Source organism: Allobosea sp. AK1 (genome assembly GCF_006714945.1).
GTDB classification, from domain to species: Bacteria; Pseudomonadota; Alphaproteobacteria; order Rhizobiales; family Beijerinckiaceae; genus Allobosea; species Allobosea robiniae.
Genome location: NZ_VFMG01000001.1, coordinates 2,239,319 through 2,258,943, shown reverse-complemented (window position 1 = coordinate 2,258,943; position 19,625 = coordinate 2,239,319). Strand labels below are relative to the sequence as shown.

The 19,625-nt window shown below is 64.8% G+C and carries 16 protein-coding genes; 11 read left to right on the top strand and 5 right to left on the bottom strand.

Translation table 11 applies throughout. From position 1 onward, the window contains the following. Positions 1–263 precede the first annotated feature (263 nt). Positions 264–1,082, bottom strand: a complete 819-nt coding sequence (locus FHT98_RS11195) for an IclR family transcriptional regulator (RefSeq protein WP_142114068.1) — start codon at positions 1,080–1,082, stop codon at positions 264–266. A 95-nt stretch (positions 1,083–1,177) separates the two neighbouring features. Here FHT98_RS11195 and FHT98_RS11190 point away from each other — a divergent pair, with 95 nt between their 5' ends. From FHT98_RS11190 to FHT98_RS11140, 11 genes are all read left to right on the top strand, one after another. Continuing rightward, positions 1,178–1,939 (top strand): SDR family NAD(P)-dependent oxidoreductase, encoded by a 762-nt coding sequence (locus FHT98_RS11190; RefSeq protein WP_061965801.1) that lies wholly within the window; start codon positions 1,178–1,180, stop codon positions 1,937–1,939. Positions 1,940–1,948: 9 nt separating this feature from the next. Further along, positions 1,949–2,893 (top strand): polysaccharide deacetylase family protein, encoded by a 945-nt coding sequence (locus tag FHT98_RS11185; RefSeq protein ID WP_142114067.1) that lies wholly within the window; start codon positions 1,949–1,951, stop codon positions 2,891–2,893. 3 nt (positions 2,894–2,896) lie between these two features. Beyond that, on the top strand, positions 2,897–4,942 hold the full coding sequence (locus FHT98_RS11180; RefSeq protein WP_142114066.1) for a hydantoinase/oxoprolinase family protein: 2,046 nt from the start codon (positions 2,897–2,899) through the stop codon (positions 4,940–4,942). Further along, positions 4,942–6,930 carry a hydantoinase B/oxoprolinase family protein gene (locus tag FHT98_RS11175; RefSeq protein WP_142114065.1) on the top strand — a complete coding sequence of 663 codons (1,989 nt, stop codon included), beginning with the start codon at positions 4,942–4,944 and terminating at the stop codon, positions 6,928–6,930. Before FHT98_RS11180 ends, FHT98_RS11175 begins: the two co-directional genes overlap by 1 nt. Then, a complete protein-coding gene (locus FHT98_RS11170; protein WP_142114064.1) occupies positions 6,927–7,670 on the top strand; it encodes an SDR family NAD(P)-dependent oxidoreductase in 744 nt (247 codons plus the stop codon). Before FHT98_RS11175 ends, FHT98_RS11170 begins: the two co-directional genes overlap by 4 nt. Before the next feature lie 25 nt (positions 7,671–7,695). Then, positions 7,696–9,264, top strand: coding sequence for an ABC transporter substrate-binding protein (locus FHT98_RS11165; protein ID WP_091861767.1), 1,569 nt, complete (start codon positions 7,696–7,698; stop codon positions 9,262–9,264). A gap of 34 nt (positions 9,265–9,298) precedes the next feature. Beyond that, positions 9,299–10,303: an ABC transporter permease gene (locus tag FHT98_RS11160; RefSeq protein WP_091861764.1), complete on the top strand. Its 1,005-nt coding sequence runs from the start codon at positions 9,299–9,301 to the stop codon at positions 10,301–10,303. After that, positions 10,300–11,142, top strand: coding sequence for an ABC transporter permease (locus FHT98_RS11155; RefSeq protein WP_061965816.1), 843 nt, complete (start codon positions 10,300–10,302; stop codon positions 11,140–11,142). Before FHT98_RS11160 ends, FHT98_RS11155 begins: the two co-directional genes overlap by 4 nt. Positions 11,143–11,144: 2 nt before the next feature. Beyond that, entirely contained in the window at positions 11,145–12,149 is a 1,005-nt protein-coding gene (locus FHT98_RS11150) for an ABC transporter ATP-binding protein (RefSeq protein WP_210244361.1), read from the top strand. Continuing rightward, entirely contained in the window at positions 12,142–13,128 is a 987-nt protein-coding gene (locus FHT98_RS11145; protein ID WP_142114063.1) for an ABC transporter ATP-binding protein, read from the top strand. The genes FHT98_RS11150 and FHT98_RS11145 overlap by 8 nt, the downstream gene beginning before the upstream one ends. A 71-nt stretch (positions 13,129–13,199) precedes the next feature. Further along, positions 13,200–14,354 (top strand): MFS transporter, encoded by a 1,155-nt coding sequence (locus tag FHT98_RS11140; RefSeq protein ID WP_185745129.1) that lies wholly within the window; start codon positions 13,200–13,202, stop codon positions 14,352–14,354. A gap of 117 nt (positions 14,355–14,471) precedes the next feature. Here FHT98_RS11140 and FHT98_RS11135 read toward each other — a convergent pair whose 3' ends face one another. From FHT98_RS11135 to FHT98_RS11120, 4 genes are all read right to left on the bottom strand, one after another. Then, complete coding sequence (locus tag FHT98_RS11135; RefSeq protein ID WP_142114061.1) at positions 14,472–16,136, bottom strand: ABC transporter ATP-binding protein; 1,665 nt, start codon at positions 16,134–16,136, stop codon at positions 14,472–14,474. Further along, positions 16,133–16,951: an ABC transporter permease gene (locus FHT98_RS11130; protein ID WP_091862023.1), complete on the bottom strand. Its 819-nt coding sequence runs from the start codon at positions 16,949–16,951 to the stop codon at positions 16,133–16,135. Before FHT98_RS11130 ends, FHT98_RS11135 begins: the two co-directional genes overlap by 4 nt. A 50-nt stretch (positions 16,952–17,001) precedes the next feature. Then, on the bottom strand, positions 17,002–17,946 hold the full coding sequence (locus FHT98_RS11125) for an ABC transporter permease (RefSeq protein WP_142114060.1): 945 nt from the start codon (positions 17,944–17,946) through the stop codon (positions 17,002–17,004). 116 nt (positions 17,947–18,062) lie between these two features. Beyond that, the gene (locus FHT98_RS11120) at positions 18,063–19,604 is read right to left on the bottom strand and encodes an ABC transporter substrate-binding protein (RefSeq protein ID WP_142114059.1); all 1,542 of its coding nucleotides are present in this window, start codon (positions 19,602–19,604) and stop codon (positions 18,063–18,065) included. Positions 19,605–19,625 lie beyond the last annotated feature (21 nt).

Sequence of the window (19,625 nt, the reverse complement as noted above, 5' to 3'; positions counted from 1 at the left end):
CGTCACCGCACCAGGCGCTGACGGCTTCGGATCTGTCCGCCTGCCAGCCCGGCGCTGCAGCGGCACGGCTTCGCCTCAACTAACAAATTGTTTTTCTGAGCGCAAATGTGCATTTCTTTTTACGCGCCCGGGCTGGCGCGAGATGCTCGCATGCGCGTGCAGAGAACACGTCCCGGCCCAGGAACGTGCGAGACGGCTGTGCCGAACGCCATCTCCGGCAGCCAAGGATGAAGGGCCGCTCGTTTCTACGCTGGCAGCCCAGCCTAACCGTCGCTCAAGGCTCGCGGCGGCCTCGGTGCTGTCGTTAGGACGGCCGGATTCGGGCCGCTTTTGTGGCCGAGCCGTTCGCTTATGCGACGCGCGCCATTCCTGAGAAGTTCTGCAAGCTCGTTCGCGCGGGCATGGTATCGCAGCGTCACAACACCAAGGTTGAGAGCGGCTATCACCTTGCCCTCTCTCCCCCAGATCGGCGCGGCAAGTCCCGTTGAGCCGGTGACGTGTTCCTCGTCGCTGACGGCAATGCCTTCCGCGCGGATCGTCTCGAACATTCCCCGTATCGTGCCGGGGTCGGTCACTGTCTTGGGTGTCCTGGGTACGAGATGCGCTCTCGCAAAGTACCCGTCAGTGAGAGCCGGGTCCCAATGCGCAAGCAGGACGCGGCCGGTTGCCGAGCAATAGGAATCGGACAGGCCATCCAGTTCGATATCGTAGCGCACAGCCTGCCGGCTCACGCATTTGGCGATTCGTCGACAGTCGCCCCGCACGGTCAAAACCGCCAGCATGACGGTCTCGCCTGTTTCGTCGCGAAGCTGTTCCATGATCGGATGGGCCGCCGATAGCAGACGGGCTTCGAGGGCCCGCGATGCCGATTGATGCCGACTTGCATGGACGAGTACGTAGCGCTCGGTTGCGTCCTGAATCGCATACCCGCGTGAGACCAGGGTCTGCGCCAGCGCATGAGCGCTGCTCTTCGGAAATCCTAGCGCGGCGACGATCTCCTTGAGCTTCACGGGCTCCGAGCAGCCGGCGAGATACTCCAGCAGGTCCAGCACACGGGCTGCGGATTTGACCTCAGTGTTCATGGACGTGAACCGAATCTCTCTTGGCGAACCAATTTGCCGGCGATAGGCTCACTCTTAATCAAGAGGAAATCAACACTCTTGAAAGAGGGCATGCCATGATTTCAAGCAACGCTGCGTCCGTGGCGATTGTCACGGGTGGCGCGCGAGGTATCGGACGCGCTTGCGCCCTGTCTCTTGCAAAAGCTGGGCTGGATATTGCGCTCGTTGATCTGCTGTCTGACGAGCTGTCTCGCACTGCTGAAGAGATAAAAGCGCTTGGACGCCGCGCATTGACTTTCCAGTCGGACGTCATCTTCAAAGAAGAGGCGAACCGTATTGTCACGGAAGTCGCCGGCCAATGGGGGCGCGTCGACGTCCTTGTGAACAATGCCGGGAAGGGGATGCCGAAGGGCATCTTCGAGATCACCGAAGCCGAGTTCGACCACACGATCGCTCTCAATCTGAAGAGCTGCTTCAATTACATCCAGGCTGTCGCGCCCATCATGCAGCGTCAGGGTCATGGCCGCATCGTCTCGATGTCGTCGCTGAACGCGCATTCGGGTGGCGTGACGGCTGCCGTCAGCCGGTTCGCCTACGCTGCCGCAAAGGCGGGGATCATCGGGATGACCCGGGCTCTCGCCAAGGAACTCGGCCCCGAGATCCTGATCAATGCCGTGTGCCCGGGCATCATCGAGACGGAAGTCGGCAACACGCTGACCCGGGCTCGCGGCCCCGCGATCGCCGATGCCGGCATCGCTCTGAAGCGAATGGGCAAGCCCGACGATGTGGCTGAGCTCGTCACGTTCCTCGCAACTTCGACCCCTTGCTTCATCACGGGCCAAGACATCGTGGTGGACGGGTTCCAGTTCAATCGCTGAGTGATCCCCATGAACGTCACGCTCCCCCCTGATACCAAGCCCTGGACATGGAGTGAGGAGACCTGGCGACAGGTCGTCAGTCATGTCCGGGCGGGGCGTTCGCTCAAGCCTGGAGTCTGGAAGGATGGCGCCCGCTTCGCAGTCGCCCTGTCCTTCGACTCCGATCACGAGACGAACGAGCTCCGGGAGGGCGGGCGCTCCTACTCGAAGCTCAGCCAGGGGCAATACGGCAATCGATCGGGCATTCCGCGCATCCTGGCGACGCTCGCCCGGCATTCCGTCCCAGCCAGCTTCTTCATGCCGGCCGTTGCGGCGCTTCTGCATGACCGGGAGGCGCGTTCGGTTGCGGATGCCGGGCACGAGGTCGCGATCCATAGCTGGATCCACGAGCTGAACTCGGTTCTCGACTACGACACCGAGCGCGATCTGGCGCTTCGTGCCCGCGACACCCTGACGAAGCTGACCGGGCGCGAGCCGAAAGGGATGCGCACCGCATCATGGGATTTCAGCCCGTGGACGTTGAAGATCGTGCGCGAAATGGGGTTGCTTTACGATTCCTCCCTGATGGCGGACGACGAGCCCTACGAGCTTCTCGACGAGGGGCAGCCGACCGGGATCGTCGAGCTGCCTGTCGAGTGGATCCGCGACGATGCCGTCTATTTCGGCATGGATCGCTTCAAGGGGCTGAGGCCTCACAGCGGCCCTCCGATGGTGCTCGATATCTTCCTGCGGGAGCTGGACGTCGCCGCGGAGGAAGGCGGTCTCTTCCAGCTGACGATGCATCCGCACATCACCGGGCACCGCTCGCGGATCTTCATTCTGGACGAGGTGATCAGGGCGGCGAAAGCGAAGGGCTCCGTCTGGTTCGCCACGCATGAGGAGATCTGCCGGTATTGCGCCTCCGAAGCGGGCCTTAGCGCGCCGGCCCCGTCAGTCGACAGCAGCCGGAGCTGAGCGATGGGCTATCGCATCGGCGTCGATATCGGCGGCACCTTCACCGATTTCAGCGTGCTGGACGAGGCGACGCTGAATCTGCGGACACTCAAGGTTCTGTCTCGCCCCGATGCGCCTGGAGCCGAGGTGCTTCAGGGGCTGGACGAGATCGAGAAGCGCTTCGGCATCGCGCCTTCGCAGGTCAGCTACTTCACCCACGGTTCGACTGTCGGCGTGAACAGCATCATCCAGGGCAAGGGCGCCAAGCTCGGGCTCATCGTCACCGCGGGTTTCCGTGACGTGCTCGAATTGGCTCGCCTCAAGATACCCGATCCCTACGACCTGTTCTCGCGCCGGCCGGTTCCGCTCGTTCCGCGAGACCGGGTGGTTCCCTTGCTGGAACGCATCAACGCCGATGGCGTAGCGGAAATCGTTCCGGATCCGGCAGCGATCGCCGCGGCGCTCGAGCAGGCAGAAGCAAGAGGCGCCGAAGCGATCGTCATCGCCTTGCTTCACAGCTACAAGAACCCGGCTCACGAGCGATTGGTCAAAGCGGAGATCAATCGCCTGCGCCCCGACCTGCCGGTTTTCTGCTCCGCAGACGTCTGGCCGATCGTCAGGGAGTACGAGCGGACCATCACAGCCTGTATCCACGGCTCGGTACAGCCGCGTGTGTCCCATTATATCGGCCGCCTCGAGGACGCTCTGATCGAGCGGGGCGTCGTTCCGGCTCCGATGATCACCAAGTCGAATGGCGGCGTCATGACCGCAGCGGCCGGCAAGGTGCGCAGCATCGAGATGCTGCTATCCGGCACGGCTGCCGGCGTGATCGGTGCAGGCTTCACGGCCAAGCTGGCCGGCTTCTCGAGGGTCATGAGCCTCGACATCGGCGGCACGAGCGCCGACGTCGCCCTCCTGAAGGACGGTATGCCCGACTTCCGCTCCGGCGAGCTCGTCGGGGCGTATCCGATCTATCTTCCGACGGTCTCGGTGTCCTCGATCGGCGCCGGCGGGGGCTCGATTGCGTCGGTGGACGCGTTGGGGGTGCTGCGCGTCGGGCCCGAAAGCGCCGGCTCGACACCGGGGCCGGCCTGTTACGGCCGAGGCGGCGAACGAGCGACGATCACCGATGCCTTCGCGACGATCGGCGTTCTGGGGGCCGGCGGGCTCGGATACGGAGCCGTCAATGTCGACCGCTCCCAGGCACTTGCTGCACTTGAGCCGATCGCCAGGGGCCTCGACCGCTCGTCGGCGCTCGCCGCCGAAGCCATCATCCAGCTGGCCGTCGCCAACATGTATCGCGAAACGAGCCGGCTGTTCTCCCAGGTTGGCGAAGAGCCGAGCGGCTACGCGCTGCTGGCCTTCGGTGGTGCTGGCCCGATGCTCGGCTGCCTGCTGGCCGATGCCATGGGGATGCAGTCGGTCATCATCCCCCAGACTCCCGGTGTTCTGGCCGCGCTGGGAGGCCTTCTGGCCGATCTGCGATCGGACTTCGTGCGCGTCGTCTTCCTCGATGTCGGTCCGAACTCAGCCGACGGCTTGCGCCGGGCGATGGACGATCTCACCAAGGAAGCGCGCGCCTGGCTGTTCGAAGGCCAGGGCTATGCAGGCGAGGCCGCGCTGTCGATCACGGCAGACATGCGCTACCGCGGCCAGTCCTACGAGATCGAGACGCCCCTGGAACAGTCCTGGGTCGTCGATGGCGATCATGGCGCCATCGCCGCTGCCTTCCACAAGCGCCACGCCGAAATCTACGACCACTCGGACGACGCGGCGGATGTGCAGATCGTTGCAATCCGCGTCGTCATTGCTGGCGTCACGCCCAAGCCTCACTTCGCGGAACAGCGCGTGACGCAGCAGCAGGTCCAGCCCAGGAAGCTGATCCCGATCGCCCATCAGGGCTCCATCGTCGAGGCCGGACTCTTCGATCGGAACGACCTGTCCCCGGGCTCGTCCTTCGCCGGTCCGGCCGTGATCTTGCAGGACGATACGACGACCTGGGCTCCGCCCGGTTTCGAGGGCCATGTCGATGGCTTCGGCAATCTGATCTTGAAGCGGAGTGCGATCTGATGGCGGCGCTGGATCCGGTAACGCTGCAGATCCTGAAGAGCCATTTCGAGGCTGCGGCCGAGAGCATGGCGTTCACGCTTCTGCGCACGGCCCATTCCGCTTTCGTCAAGGAGACGGAGGATTTCACCAGCGGATTGACGACGCCGTGCGGGCAAACCTTCGCCAGCCCGAAGGACCTCGGCGCGACCTGGTTCATCGGGCTCGACTACAAGGGCGCGATCGACGCCATCGCGGATTACAAGCCTGGCGACATCTGCATCACCAACGACCCGTATTCCGGCTACGTCTGCACTCACGCCCCCGACATCCACCTGTGGATGCCCGTCTTCCATGAAGACAGGCTGATCTGCTTCGCGGTCGGCCATATCCACAATACCGATATGGGCGGCGCCGTGCCGGCCTCGCTGTCCCGCGCGCTCACGGAGGTGCAGCAGGAAGGGATCCGGATTCCACCCATGAAGCTGGTTGAAGCCGGGGTGATGAATGAAAGCGTGTTGCGCATCATGCTGCGCAACGTCCGCATGCCGGATCAGAACTGGGGCGACCTGAAAGCCCAGATCGCCTCGCTCAAGACCGGTGAACGCAAGATCCGCGATGCCGTCGCACGCTTCGGCGTCGATACCGTCTGCGCCGCGACCTATGGCGTGCTCGACCTGGCGGAGAAACAGGCGCGTCAGCTCTTCGCGTCGATGCAGGACGGGGATTACGATTTCACCGACTATATCGACGAGGACAGCCCCGGCGGCATTCCCTGCCGCCTGAAACTGTCCGTCAAGGTGCGAGGCGACGAAGCGGTCTTCGACTTCACGGGCAGCGACCCGCAGCTCCAATCGGCGCTGAACATGCCGACCGGCGGTCTGCCGCGCCATATCCTGCCGCTCGTCGGCTACAATTACGTCGTCTACTCGCTCGATCGAACGGTCGCCCTCAACATGGGGCTTCTGCGACCGGTCCAGTGCATTCTGCCGGAAGGGTCCGTCGTCAATCCGGTCTACCCGGCGGCCACGGGCATGCGCAGCCTGACCTGCGCACGCATTCAAGGCATGGTCATCGGTGCCTTCTCGCGTGCGATGCCCGATCGCCTGCCTGCCGGTCCCGCGGGCGGCGGCGGCATCCTGAACGTGCGCACCACGGACAGTCGCACGGGTCGCCTGGCCATGGCCTCGATCAATCCCATCACCGGCGGCGGTGGCGGGAGTTCGTTCGAGGATGGCCAGGATGGTTCGAACTCCTTCCTGAAGAACACACCGGTCGAGATCACCGAGGCAGAGGTGCCGATCCGCGTCAGGAGCTATGAGCTCGTGCCGGATTCCGGTGGTCCTGGTCGCTATCGCGGTGGCCTCGCGGCTCAAATGACCTTCCAGATGTTCACGCCGAACTCGGTCGTGACCGCCCGGAACCGCGACCGTGTGCGTTTCTCCTGCTGGGGGCTCGAAGGCGGACTGCCAGGCTCGACCTGCAGATTCCAGCGCGCCAACGGCAACACGAAGCCGGAAGACCTGGGGAATACCGACGTGGTTCGCTGCGGTCCGGGCGACGTGCTGACCATTTCGGCTGCGGGAGCAGGCGGCTGGGGCGACCCGTTCGAGCGCCCGGTTCAGGACGTCCTGGGCGATGTCCTCGGGGGCAAGGTCACCGAGGGTGGCGCCAGGGCCTATGGCGTAGTGGTCAAGGACGGTGTCGTCGACGAGGCCGCCACCGAGGCCCTGCGGTCGGCTCCGCGGGAACGCATCAAAGGCATGACCTTCGACCCCGAGAGGCTGAGCTTCGAGCGTATCTGGTCGGATGCGGTTTGGGACCGGCTGTCGCAGCAGTTGTTCGCCCTGCCGGTCGAGTGGCGCTTCTTCGTCAAACACGAGCTCTTTGCGGCGGTGAATGCGGATGGCGCCGCTGACAGGGATCCGGTCGCGGCTTTGGAACGGGCCTTCGTCAATGTTCTGGCGCAGTACCCGCAGATCCTGCCTCGTCAGCTGGAGGATGCGGCGTGAATATCGAGTTCGCCAATCAGACGGTGCTCGTGGCCGGCGCTGCCCGCGGGATCGGCCGCGGCATCGTCGAGGAATTCGCAGCGAGGGGCGCCCAGGTTTTCGCGGCCGACCGGCTCAAGGAAGAGATGGCTGGCCTGCCTGCGCACCCGACGCAGCTCGACCTGCTCGATAAGGCGGCGGTCAACGGTTGGGTTGCGGAGGCCGAGAGGATCAGCGGGCGAGCGCCTGACGTCCTTGTCTATGTGGCCGGCGGGGTTCTCGGGCAAAGCGCGAAGCCGCTCGAGGACGTCGAAGAGGCTGACTGGCGCGCCGTGCTCGACGTCAATCTGACCGGCGCCTTCCTGTCGTCCCAGGCGGTTTGCCCCGGCATGAAGGCCCGCGGCAAGGGGCGGATCGTGCTGATCGCCAGCGGCGCGGGGCTGCGCACCTCGCTGACCGGCATCCAGGCTTACGCCTCCGCCAAGGCGGGCGAGATCGGGCTGGCGCGCCAGCTCGGGCAGGAGCTCGGGCCATTCGGGATCACGGTCAACGCCGTTGCTCCCGGGTTCCAGCGCACGAGCCCGGACTATGAGCGGCAGTGGCAATCATACTCGGCCGAGCGGCAGGAAAACATGATCGCCAACACGGCACGCCGCCGTCCGGGGACACCGCAGGACATTGCCTACACGGTGATGTTCCTTGCTTCCGACTATGCGGACTTCATCACAGGCCAGGTCGTTTCGGTGACCGGCAGTCCTTGAAACACGATAACAATGGAGGGACGGCATGACGACGACACGGAGAGACGCACTTAAAGCGGTTGCGGGATCGGTCGCCCTGGCATCGCTCTCGATCGAGGGAGTTCTCGCACAGGCCGGCGGCAAGTTCGTCTACGCGAACAACAGCCCGTACGACAATCTCGACCCGCACACCATTTTCGACACGGCCCGCGCCGCCTCGCGCTTCAATCTCTATGACGGGCTCTACCGCTGGGTCGACAATCCTCCCAAGATGATCCCATGGCTCGCGGAAAGCCATACCGTCTCGGATGACGGCAAGGTCTACACGTTCAAGCTGCGGCAGAATGCCAAGTTCCACGATGGCAAGCCGCTGACATCGGCCGACGTCGTCTATTCGATCGAGCGCATCCTCGCCCTCAAGAAGGGCCCGGCCAGTCTCTACCTCGCCAGCATCAAGCCCGGATCAACACAGGCGCCCGACCCGCACACCGTCGTCTTCAACCTGAATGCCCCATCGGCGATCTTTCTCACGACCGTGCCCGACATCCTCGTGGTCAACAGCGCGCTGGTGAAGGCCAATGAGAAGGATGGCGACTGGGGCGAGGCCTGGCTCGCCAGGAATGAGGCGGGCTCGGGATCCTATGCCCTGCGCCGGCATGATCCGGCCGTGGGCTTCACCGCACGTCGCTTCGCCGACCATTTCGCGGGCTGGACCGGTCAGCCTTTCGACGATCTGGAATTCCGCACGGTTCTCGAGACGAACACGCGCGTGCTCGGCCTGATCCGCGGTGATTTCCAGGGCGCCGATGGCTACCTTCCCTACGATCAGATCCAGCGACTCCGGCAGTCGAGCAACGTGCAGATCATCGAGCAGGAATCGATGCGGGTGTTCATCCTGGCGCTGAACTGCACCAAGCCGCCGATGAACAACCCGAACTTCCGCCGCGCGCTGGCCTACGCCTTCGACTATGACGGCTTCATCAAGAGCATCATGAAGGATTCGGTTTCGCGCAATCCGGGGCCGAACCCGAACAACATCTGGGGCACGCCGCCCGGCCTCAAAGGCTACAGCTACAACCTCGACAAGGCCCGCGAGGAGCTGAAGAAGGTGACGGAACCGCTGCGGCCGATCACCATCAATGCCCTTGCCGGCTTCAGCGAGTCGGAGCAGGCGGCCACGCTCTTCCAGAGCACCCTGCGCCAGATCGGGGTCGAGGTCGTGGTCGAGGTCTCGCCCTGGTCGCTCGTCTCCACCCGCATGCGCAAGGCCGACACGCAGGCGGATATCGTGCCGCTATGGAAGAGCACCTACTACGTCGATCCGAATAACTGGGTCGGCGAGCTCTATGGCACGCGTTATCACGGCACCCGCACCTTCTCGTATTACAGCAATCCCGAATTCGACAAACGGCTCGATCGTGCGCTCGTCTCGGCAGACCAGGATGAACGGCGCAAGCTCTACGAGGAGATGACCCAGATGGTGAACGACGATGCCGCCGGCATCTTCGTCTACAACACCCGCTGGTACGGACCCTATTCGAGCAAGGTCGAGGGCATCCGCTTCTCACCGGTCAGCAATGGCCAGGATATTCGCTGGGCATCCCTGAAGCGCTGAGCGGTCCTCGACTTCTCCAACCGAAGGCATCGCCATGAACTGGCTGTCAATGGTGGCGAACCGATTGCTTTGGTTCGTGCCGACGCTCGTGGGGCTGCTCGCGATCGTGTTCGTGCTGTCGCGCGTGATCCCCGTCGACCCCGCGGTTCTGGCCGCGGGGGAGAATTCCTCGCCCGAGCAAGTGCAACAGGTGCGCGAGCGGTTCGGGTTCGACAAGCCATTGCCGGTGCAGTTCGTGAATTACCTGCGCGACATCGCGCAGGGCAATCTCGGTGTCAGCCTCTTCACCCAGCAGCCCATCATCGACGACCTGAAATCGCGTCTGCCCGCCACGCTGGAGCTGACCATCTTCGCGGTCCTGATAGCCGGCTTCATCGGCATCCCCCTCGGGGTCCTTTGCGGCCTGCACCGCAACTCGTGGATCGACCACGTGCTTCGGGTCGTGACGGTGTCCGGCCTGGCGGTGGCGTCCTTCTGGCTGGCGATGCAGTTCCAGTTCCTGTTCTCGATGAAGCTCGGGTGGCTGCCGCTGTCCGGTCGCATCGAGGGATTTCCGCCTGAGACGGTGACGGGGCTCATGCTGGTCGATGCGATGATCGAGGGCGATCGCGAGATGATTGGCTCCGCATTCCGGCACATCGTCCTGCCGACGCTCACCCTGGCCCTGCCTGCGGCGGCCACGGTCGTCCGCTTTACCCGAAACGGCGTCATCGGCGTGATCGGCTCGCCCTCCGTAGCCTACCAGACGGCGATGGGGCTGCCGCGCCGCCTGATCGTCTGGAAATACGTGCTGCGCATGGCATTGACCGCCACCGTCACGCAGCTCGGCCTCATCTTCGGCATCCTCCTGGCGGGCGCGGTCGTGGTCGAGACCGTCTTCGACTGGCCGGGTCTCGGCGCCTATGCCGTGCGCTCGATCCTGCAGTCCGACTACAACGCGGTGATGGGTTTTACCCTCTGCACGGGGGCCTTGTTCGTCCTCATCAACCTGCTGGTGGACATGCTGCAGGCCGCGATCGATCCGCGGGGGGCGGCATGATGGATCTCCTCAAGCGCCTCACCAGGGACAAGGCCGCTTTCATCGGGTTGAGCTTGTTGAGCCTTCTGGTGCTGGCTGCGCTGTTTGCGCCGCTGCTGGCTCCCTTTCCCAACGATGTCTTCGATTTCCACATCGGAAACCGACTTCAACCGCCCTCGGCCACCGCTCTTTTCGGCACCGACCGTATGGGCAGCGACATCTTCAGCCGCATGCTGTTCGGCGCCAGGATCACGTTGATGCTGGCCGGGATCGCTATCGGCTCGGCACTGGTCATCGGCGTGCCGATCGGCCTCATCGCCGGCTACTACCAGAACTGGGTCAGCGACGCGCTGATGCGGATTGCCGAGATCTTCCTGGCCGTGCCCCAGATCGTCCTGGCCATCGCCATCGCGCAGACGCTCGGGCCATCGATCGAGAACGTCATCCTGGCGCTCTCGCTGACCTACTGGCCATTCTGGGCGCGGCTGGTCTATGCCGAGACGCGGTCGATGCGAAACGAGGTCTTCGTGGAGTCCGCCGTTGCGCTCGGGGCATCGCCCTGGCGCGTCATCGTCCTGCATATCCTGCCGAACATCGCCTCGCCGATCATCGTCCGGACGTCGATCGGCATGGGCGCGACGATTCTCACCGCGGCAACGCTGGGCTTTCTCGGGCTTGGAGCGCCGCCGCCCACGCCCGAATGGGGCCGGATGATTGCCGAGAGCCGCGAGTTCCTTCCCGAAGCCTGGTGGTACGCACTCGCTCCGGGCATCGCGATCTTCCTGACGGTGCTGGGCTTCAATCTCTTTGGCGACGGTCTGCGCGACATTCTCGATCCGCGCACGCGGCGCAGCGTCTGATCATGAGCAATCTTCTCGATATCCAGGCCCTGTCCCTGGGCTTCCGAACCGAAAAGGGCATCGCCAAGGTGCTCGACCGGATCGATATCAGCGTGAAGCCGGGAGAGATTGTCGGCCTGGTCGGAGAATCCGGCTGCGGCAAGTCAACGCTTGCCCGTGCGATTCTGGGAACGCTTCCCGAAGGCCAGACGGAGATCAACAGCGGACATATCCGACTCGATGGTGTCGATATGCTCTCGGGGGGCAAGGCGGCCGAACATCTGCGCGGCCGCGTCGTGACCTTCGTCCCGCAGGACCCCTTCGCGAGCTTCAATCCGCTGTTCCGGATCGGTACCCAGATCCAGGACCTGATGCGCTTCAAGGCCCCGCGGGATGGAGCGGGCAGTTTTGGCCGCTCGCGGAAGGCCGACGAGGCCAGCGCGATCGCCATGCTCGATGCGGTCCAGCTGCCGCAGCCGAAAGCGATCCTGGCGAAATATCCTCATCAGCTCTCGGGCGGCCAGCGTCAGCGCGTGATGATCGCCATGGCACTGCTCCCCCAGCCCCGGATGATCATCGCCGACGAGCCGACGACGGCTTTGGATGTGACGGTTCAGGCGCAGATCCTCGGGCTGTTGCGCCGGCTGGCCGTCGAACGCGGCGTATCCGTCCTGTTCACGACCCATGACCTCGGTGCCGCCTGGGAAATCTGCGACCGGATCGTGGTGATGTATGCCGGGCAGACAGCGGAGATCGCTCCGCGCGAACAGTTCTTCGGCGATCCCCGCCACCCTTATACCCGCATGCTGCTCGACAGCCTGCCCTCCCCGGGGCGCGATCCCGTCGGAATTCCCGGCGGTGTCCCAAGCCCGCTCAAGGCTCCCGGCGGTTGCCGCTTCAATCCCCGCTGCCCCCGCGCAACGGACATCTGTCACGAGAGCAGGCCGGCGCTGACGACAGGTTCCGATGGCCACGCCGTTGCGTGTCATCATCCCTGGCTGGCCAAGGCGGAGGGTGCGCATGTCTGAGCGCGATAATCCCGCGATCCTGGAAGTGGACAACCTGGCCCGGCACTTTCCGGTCCGGGGTTTCCTCAACCGGCAGGTCGGCAGCCTGCGCGCGCTGGACAATGTCTCCTTCGCGGTCGAGCCGGGCGAGATCCTAGGCATTGTCGGGGAATCCGGCTGTGGCAAGTCCACACTCGGCAAGACGCTCATGGGCATTCACGAACCCAGCGAGGGCGAAGTCCGGATGCTCGGCGAGAGGATCGCCTCGCCGGGCCAGAAGCGCGCTGCGCGAATCCGGGCGCGGCTGCAATATGTCTACCAGGATCCTGGGGCTTCCCTCGACCCGCGCTGGACGCTGCGTCGTTCGCTCCACGAGCCGCTGATCATCCACACGGACTGGCCGAAAGAGAAGCGGGAGGAAAAGGTCAGGGAGATCGTGAAGGCGGTAGGATTGCCCGTCGAGCACCTCGATCTCTACCCCCACGAGATCAGCGGCGGCCAGCAGCGACGGGTCGGTTTGGCCCGGATCCTGGTTCTCGGGCCGGAACTGGTCATTTTCGACGAACCCACGTCGGGGCTCGACGTTTCCGTCCAGGCGACCGTGCTGAGGCTGTTCCGCGACCTCAAGTCGGAGTTCGATCTGACCTACCTCTTCATCAGCCATGACCTCGCCGTCGTGCAGTCGATCTGCGACCGTGTGATCGTCATGTATCTCGGGAGGATCGTCGAGATCGGGCGGACCGCCGAGGTTTTTGCCGCACCACGCCACCCCTACACGCAGGCTTTGCTGTCGGCTGCCCCTGTGATCGGCGGGCCCCGCGTCGCTGAAAACTTTTCCCTGCAAGGTGAGCCGCCCGATCCGTCCAATGTTCCGAGTGGGTGTCGCTTCCGTACGCGCTGCCAATACGCGACATCGGAATGCGCCGACATCGACCCGGAGCTGGATGATGAAGACGGTCACGGCGTTGCCTGTTTGCGCTGGCGCGAGTTGAGCGTGTGAAACCTGGGCATTTGGAGACCGGGTCCGCTCCATCATGGCAGCTCGCTCTCGCCACCATGGTTGCGGTACAGATGGCTACGGCCTTCCTCAGCCGCATCCCTCCCACGATCGCGCCGATCCTTGCTGCCGAGCGCGGCTGGTCGGATTCAGTGGTGGGTTATCTCGCCAGCCTGAACACGCTGGGGTCGATTCTCTTCCTCGCCCTGGGTGCGCCCTATCTGAGAGCTCTGGGCTCCGTGCGGGCGCTCCAGGCCGGGCTGATGATCGGAATCCTGGGGCTGGCGCTTTTTCTTCCGAGCTGGACGATCGCAGCATGTATGGCCTCGCTCCTCATCGGAGTTGGCTACGGGCCGTCCTCGCCCGCGGGTAACGATGTGCTTCATCGGACGGCACCTCATGGCCGTCGCAGCATGATCTTCTCGATCAAGCAGGCTGGAGTGCCCCTCGGCGGGGTCATCGCGGGGCTCGCCCTGCCACCTCTCGCAGCAGCCTACGGCTGGCGCGTCGCCCTCCTGGCATCGGCGGTCTTCGTGCTTGCCATCATCGCCAGTGTCCAGCCGATGCGAGAGGCGCTCGATCGTGATCGGGAGAGGGGCCTGAAATTCGGGCTCGGCGCCATCCTCTCCCTCTCCAATCTGGTGACGCCGATCAGGACGCTGGCAGCGTCCTCGATGTTGTTTCGCCTGGCGGCAGCCGGTGCCTGCCTGGCCATAGGGCAGGGGATCTGGTTCGCCTATCTCATGACCTATGCGGTCTCGCAGCTCGGCTACAGCCTCGAGACCGCCGGCGCGCTCTACGCGTTGATGCAAGCTACGAGCGTCGCGGGCCGTGTCTTTCTCGGTTGGCTATCCGATCACCTGGGAGCTCCGCGGCTCCTGTTGCGCCTGATCGGATTGGCGTCGGGCGCGACGTCACTGACTTTAGCCCTGGCGACGCCGGAGTGGTCCTTCCCCATATACTGCGTCATCGCAGCGATCGCCGGCGTTACCGTATCCAGCTGGAACGGCGTCCAATTGTCCGAAATTGCGCGTGCTTGCCCGCCAAGCCTGGTTCGGGAGGCGTCTGCCGCCGCGACGCTCGTCATCTTCCTCGGTTACGTCGTGGCCCCATCGGCCTTTGCGATGGTGCTGAGCTTCACCGGCCGCTTCGACCTCGGCTTGTTCGCCTGTGCGCTGTCGGGCGTGATCTGCTTCTTCATCGTGCCTCTGGACAAGCGCGGCGCGTAATGTCGCGAAGGCCGCCGCTCCGGCCGCCTTTGTTTCGGGTTTGGATCGTCCCGATTTTACGCCGTCATTCCGGGCTTGACCCGGAATGACGGCGCGTTTCTTTCAGGCGAGGGGCGTTCACCCGACGATTTCCTGGTCGTTCTCCGCCCGCCTCCAGAAGAGCCTGACGCCGCCTTCCGATGTGGCTTCGAGGCCCGGGACGGCTGCGAGGAGCTTCTGGGTATAGGGGTGTGTCGGATTGTCGAAGATGTCGTCGCGGGGGCCTTCCTCGACGATGCGTCCGTCCTGCATGACGATGACGCGGTCAGCGACCTGCTCGACCACGCCGAGATCGTGGCTGATGAACAGGCAGGAGAAACCGTGCTTCTTCTGGAGTTCGTCGAAGAGCTCCAGCACCTGCGCGCGGACCGTGACGTCGAGCGCCGAGACCGGCTCGTCGGCGATGACGAAACTCGGTCGGCGCACGATCGCGCGGGCGATCGCGATGCGCTGGCGCTGGCCGCCGGAGAGCTCGTGCGGATAGCGCTCGGCGAAGCCGTTGCCCAGGCCGACCTCGGTCAGCACCTCCGCGACGCGGGCCTTGCGGTCGGCCGGGCTCATGTCGGGGACGAGCCTGAGCGGCTCGGCGACGAGCTGCCGGATCGTCATGCGCGGATCGAGCGAGGAGTAGGGGTCCTGGAAGACCATCTGGCAGTTGAGGCGATAATCCCAGTAGGCGGCGTCGCTCTTCTCGATCGGCTTGCCGTTGAAGCGGATCTCGCCGCCGGCCGGCCTGACCAGGCCGGCGATCGATTGGCCGAGCGTGGTCTTGCCCGAGCCCGAGCCGCCGACCACCGCGACGACCTCGCCCGGCTGCACGTCGATGCTGATGCCGTGCAGCGCGCGCTTGGCCTCACTCTTGCGGAAGAAGCCCTGCCGGCCGGGATATTCGACGACGAGGTCGCGGACCGCGACGATCGGCGTCCTGGCCTCCGGCAGCGGGCGCGCCGGCGAGCGGTGCGGCATCGCCGAGAGCAGCTTGCGGGTATAGGGGTGCTGCGGCCGGGCCAGGATGTCCTCGGCCTTGCCCTGTTCGACCACGTCGCCCTGGGACATCACGACGATGCGGCTGCAATAGCGCGCGACCATGCCGAGATCATGCGAGATCAGCAGCACGGCGGTGTGGTTGGCCTTGGTCAGCTCGACCATCAGCTCCATCACGTCGCGCTGGACGACGGCGTCGAGCGCGGTGGTCGGCTCGTCGGCCAGCAGCAGCGCGGGCTTCAAGAGCATCACCGAGGCCAGCATGATGCGCTGGCGCATGCCGCCGGAGAACTGATGCGGATAGGCGGTGAGCGCGCCTTCCGGATCGCGCAGGCCGACGCTCCTGAGCATGTCCAGGATCAGCGCCCGGCGGGCGGGGGCGTCGAGCTTGCGGTGCAGGGCCAGCCCCTCGTCGAGCTGGCGCCCGATCAGCATCGAGGGGTTGAGCGAGGTCATCGGCTCCTGGAAGACCATGCCGACCTTGGAGCCGCGCATGGCGCGCAGGTCCTTCGGGCTCATCGCCATGACGTCCTGGCCGTCGAAGCGGATCATGCCGCCTTCGAGCCGCACCGCCGGCGGGATGAAGCCCATCACCGCGCGAGCGGCGAGCGTCTTGCCCGAACCGGATTCGCCGACGATGCCGACGATCTCGCCGGGGAAGACCTGGAAGGAGACGTCGTTGACGACGGTCCGGCCGGAGCCGCCGATCTTCAAGGTGAGGCCGGCGACGTCGAGGAGTGGAGCAGAAGCCGTGTTCATCGCGAGCCCCTCATCCGCGGGTCAAGACGGTCGCGCACGGCGTCGCCGAGCAGGTTGATGCCGAGCAGGGTCAGCGAGATCGCGAGGCCCGGGAAGATGCCGAGCCAGACGGCCTGGCCGATATAAGGCCTGGAACCGGCGAGCATGTTGCCCCAGGTCGGGGCCGGCGGCGGTACGCCCAGCCCCAGGAAGGAGAGCGCGCTCTCGGCCAGCAGGACATAGCCGAACATCGAGGTCGCCAGTACGGTGAGCGGCGCGATGCAGTTCGGCAGGATGTGGCGGGCCATGGTGAAGGCCTCGGCATTGCCCATCACGCGCGAGGCCGCGATGAACTCGCGCTCCCGCAGCGAGAGCACGGTGCCGCGCACGACGCGGGCGACCGACGGCGTATAGGCGATGCCGAGCGCGACGATGATGCCGTATTTGTTGGCGCCGACCACCGCGAGCAGGCCGAGCGCCAGCAGGATGCCGGGGAAGGCGAGCAAGGCGTCGTTGAAGGCCATGATGATGCGGTCGGTCCAGCCGCGCATATAGCCGGAGAACAGGCCGATCAGCGTGCCGAAGACGACGGCCAGAGTCACGGTCAGGATCGAGATCCAGACCGAGGTCGCAGCCCCCGCCATCAGGCGCGAGAGCACGTCGCGGCCGAACTCGTCGGTACCGAGCCAGTGCAGCGCGCTCGGCGCGGCCAGCTTCTCGCGGAAGGAGAGCTTGAGCGGATCATAGGGCGTCCAGAGCGCGCCGGTACCGGCGGCGAGCAGCAGGATGCCGATCAGCGTGCCGCCGACGATCGCATTGGGAGCGGGGAGCTTCATGCGGCGGGGCTTCTTCATGGAGGCGCCACCCGTCGTTGTGCTGTCGATGCTCATTGCGCCGTCACCCTTGGATCGAAGACCGGGTAGCAGAGGTCGATGACGAGGTTCACCAGCACATAGGTGAAGGCGACGAAGAGCATGCAGCCTTGGATCACCGGATAGTCGCGGGCGAAGATCGCATCGACCAGCAGGCGCCCGAGGCCGGGGATGGTGAAGACCGTCTCGACCACGGCGATGCCGCCGAGCAGGTTGCCGAGCACGAGGCCGATCAAGGTCCAGGTCGGGCCGAAGGCGTTCTTGAAGGCGTGGCGCCAGAGCACGGCGCGCTCCGAAAGGCCCTTGGCGCGGGCATGGGTGATGTAGTCGAGCCGGAGCACTTCCAGCGTCGAGGCCCGCGCCATGCGCAGGATCACGCCGATCTCGTGCAGGAACAGCGTCAGGATCGGCATGACCAGATAGAGGATGCCGGCCCACGGGTTCTCGGCGATCGAGACATAGCCGACCACCGGCAGCCATTCGAGCTTGAGCCCGAAGAACAGCAAGAGCAGGAGACCCAGCCAGAAGGTCGGAATCGAGAGCAGCAGCGTCGCGGTCGCGACGAGGCCGAGATCGAGCGCGGTATCCTGCTTCCAGGCGGCGATGACGCCGGCGGGCACCGCGACGCAGCTCGCCAGCAAGACCGCGACGAGCACGATCTGGGCCGAGATCCAGAAGCGCTGCAGGATCAGCGGCAGCACCGCCTGCTGCGACGAGATCGACTGGCCGAAATCGCCGGTCAGGACATTGCCGATCCAGATGCCGAACTGCACCGGCAAAGACTGGTCGAGCCCGAGCCGGGCTCTGAGATCGGCCAGACTCGCCGGCGTCGCGAGATCACCCAGCATCAACTGGGCCGGATCGCCCGGGATCAGACGGATCAGCACGAAGACCGACACCGCCACGATCAGCAGCGTCGGCAAAGCCATCCCTATCCGTGTCAGCGCAAATCGAAACATCAAAGGCCCTCCCAAGCCTCAGAGCATTCCCGCATCTTCTTCTATGCGAATCGGGGCTCGCTTCGCTCGAAAATGCTCAAGGCCGGCTCCACCGGATGGCGGAGCCGGCAATCGCCTCACTTCGCGACGCTGACTTCCCAGAGGCGCAACTGGGACGCCCAGGGCGTCACGCCGCTCACCTTCTTGGAATGGGCGATGATGTCGAGGTCGTTATGGGTGAAGATGGTCGGGACCTCGTCGATGAAGCGCTTGTGCAGGTCGTCGAAGATCTTCTGACGCTCGGCGGTATCGGTCACCACCATCGACTTCTGGATCAGGGCGAGCGCCTCCGGCTCCTCCCAGATCTTGCGCGGCTGCTTGTCCTTCGGGCCGGCGATCTGCTCGAATCCGAGCGCGGGGTCGAAGCGGCTCGAATAGGAGAAGGACTGCATCTGGTAGTTGCCCTTGTTGTAGCGATCGAGCTGCGTCGCCCATTCCAGCACCTCGATCTCGGCATTGATGCCGACCGCCTGCATCATCGCCTGGGCGATGACGGCGGTGTTGAAGCTCGGCACCGAGGAGCGCTTGTTGGCGAGGATCGTGATCTTCTCGCCCTTGTAGCCGGCCTTCTGCAGCAGGGCCTTGGCGGCGGCGGGATCGTATTTGAAACCCTGCTTCTCGACATCGCCATAGTATTTCGAGGTCGTGTAGACCGGCGAATTGTTGGGCTTGCCGAGGCCGTTCGAGACATTGGCGACGAGTTCAGGGAAATCGATCGCGGCGGCGATCGCCTGGCGCAGGGCCTGGTTCTTCATGACGGGATCGCGCGTCTGGATGATCAGGCTGTGGCGCACCGGGTTCGGCGCGATCGCGAGGGTGAGGTTCGGCGCGTTCTTGAGATCGGGAACGTCCGATTCCGGCATCAGCGCCATGTCGAGCGAGCCTGAGAGCAGGCCCGCCTTCACCGTCGCCGCGTCGGGAATGACCATGAAGCGGGCTTCCTTCACCAGCGGGCGCTTCGAGCCGATATAGCCGTCGCGCTTGTCGCCCTTGGGCGAGACATACTGGTCGAAGGCGAGAAGCTGGACCGATTGGCCGCGCTTCCAGTCGCCTAGCATGAACGGGCCGGTGCCGATCGGCTTGTCCCAGCTGCCATCGGCCTTGACCGAATCCTTGTGGATCACGGCGGTGCCGCCGCAATCGGCGCGGGCGAGCGAGTCGAGGAAGAGGCCGTTCGGCTCGTTGATCTCCATCACGACGGTGTCGGCATCCGGAGCCGAGATCTTCTCGACCTTGAGGCCGTTGCGCCCGTCGAAATCCGAGAGGCAGCGCCAGTCGGTCTTCGGGTCCATGTAGCGGTTCCAGCTCCACAGCACGTCGGCCGAGGTCATGGTCGCGCCGTTATGGAACTTCACGCCCTTGCGCAGGCGGAAGGTGTAGGTCTTGCCATCAGGCGAGATCTCGACCTTCTCGGCGAGCAGCGGGCCGACCGAGCCGTCCTCGGCATAGCCGACGAGGCCCTCGACCATGTGAAGCACGACGGAATCGGTATTGCCGTCGCGGTTCACGCCGGGATTGGTCGAGCGGATATCGGCGTTGAGCACGGCCGTCAGCGTCTGGGCCTGGAGGGCGCCGGCCGAGAGGGCGAGCGCGGCGGCGGAGACAAGGAAGCGCTTCATGATGTTTCCCCTGTTGTTCTT

Bases quoted from the DNA above. Each gene is read 5' to 3' on its own strand.
- FHT98_RS11175 (WP_142114065.1), top strand. From the start codon at position 4,942: ATGGCGGCGCTGGATCCGGTAACGCTGCAGATCCTGAAGAGCCATTTC.
- FHT98_RS11160 (WP_091861764.1), top strand. From the start codon at position 9,299: ATGAACTGGCTGTCAATGGTGGCGAACCGATTGCTTTGGTTCGTGCCG.
- FHT98_RS11130 (WP_091862023.1), bottom strand. From the start codon at position 16,951: ATGAAGCTCCCCGCTCCCAATGCGATCGTCGGCGGCACGCTGATCGGC.
- FHT98_RS11150 (WP_210244361.1), top strand. From the start codon at position 11,145: ATGAGCAATCTTCTCGATATCCAGGCCCTGTCCCTGGGCTTCCGAACC.
- FHT98_RS11120 (WP_142114059.1), bottom strand. From the start codon at position 19,604: ATGAAGCGCTTCCTTGTCTCCGCCGCCGCGCTCGCCCTCTCGGCCGGC.
- FHT98_RS11165 (WP_091861767.1), top strand. From the start codon at position 7,696: ATGACGACGACACGGAGAGACGCACTTAAAGCGGTTGCGGGATCGGTC.
- FHT98_RS11135 (WP_142114061.1), bottom strand. From the start codon at position 16,136: ATGAACACGGCTTCTGCTCCACTCCTCGACGTCGCCGGCCTCACCTTG.
- FHT98_RS11140 (WP_185745129.1), top strand. From the start codon at position 13,200: ATGGCTACGGCCTTCCTCAGCCGCATCCCTCCCACGATCGCGCCGATC.
- FHT98_RS11145 (WP_142114063.1), top strand. From the start codon at position 12,142: ATGTCTGAGCGCGATAATCCCGCGATCCTGGAAGTGGACAACCTGGCC.
- FHT98_RS11190 (WP_061965801.1), top strand. From the start codon at position 1,178: ATGATTTCAAGCAACGCTGCGTCCGTGGCGATTGTCACGGGTGGCGCG.
- FHT98_RS11155 (WP_061965816.1), top strand. From the start codon at position 10,300: ATGATGGATCTCCTCAAGCGCCTCACCAGGGACAAGGCCGCTTTCATC.
- FHT98_RS11195 (WP_142114068.1), bottom strand. From the start codon at position 1,082: ATGAACACTGAGGTCAAATCCGCAGCCCGTGTGCTGGACCTGCTGGAG.
- FHT98_RS11125 (WP_142114060.1), bottom strand. From the start codon at position 17,946: ATGTTTCGATTTGCGCTGACACGGATAGGGATGGCTTTGCCGACGCTG.
- FHT98_RS11180 (WP_142114066.1), top strand. From the start codon at position 2,897: ATGGGCTATCGCATCGGCGTCGATATCGGCGGCACCTTCACCGATTTC.
- FHT98_RS11185 (WP_142114067.1), top strand. From the start codon at position 1,949: ATGAACGTCACGCTCCCCCCTGATACCAAGCCCTGGACATGGAGTGAG.